General features: G+C 60.2%; 1 protein-coding gene. It reads right to left on the reverse strand.

Annotation, left to right across the window (positions count from 1 at the left end; genetic code table 11):
• A partial coding sequence (gene dps / locus R0J92_RS25090) for a DNA starvation/stationary phase protection protein Dps (RefSeq protein WP_411053679.1) occupies nt 1–251 on the reverse strand: 251 nt, incomplete at both ends.

A 251-nucleotide genomic window follows, 5' to 3' on the forward strand; every position in this document is an offset into this window, starting at 1 on the left:
TCCTGAACATGGGCCTCGAGGAACCACAGCGCCTTGTCGAGGCTGCGGGACGCGGCGGTAAAGATGTCAGCCGTATCGTCGTCTCCCGCTTCATCTGCATCCTTGATCGACTTGCGCAGCAGGTTGGCGACATCGCCATAGCGCTCGATCAATGCCAGCAGATGGTCGTGAACGGCATAGATGTCGGTCGGATAAGGCTTGAGCTTGCTTTCCTTGGCAACCACCTGCGTCGTGCCGTAGGCCGTGCCGCC

The sequence above is a fragment of the Tritonibacter sp. SIMBA_163 genome, assembly GCF_046535935.1.
In the GTDB taxonomy this organism is placed as follows: Bacteria; Pseudomonadota; Alphaproteobacteria; order Rhodobacterales; family Rhodobacteraceae; genus Epibacterium; species Epibacterium scottomollicae.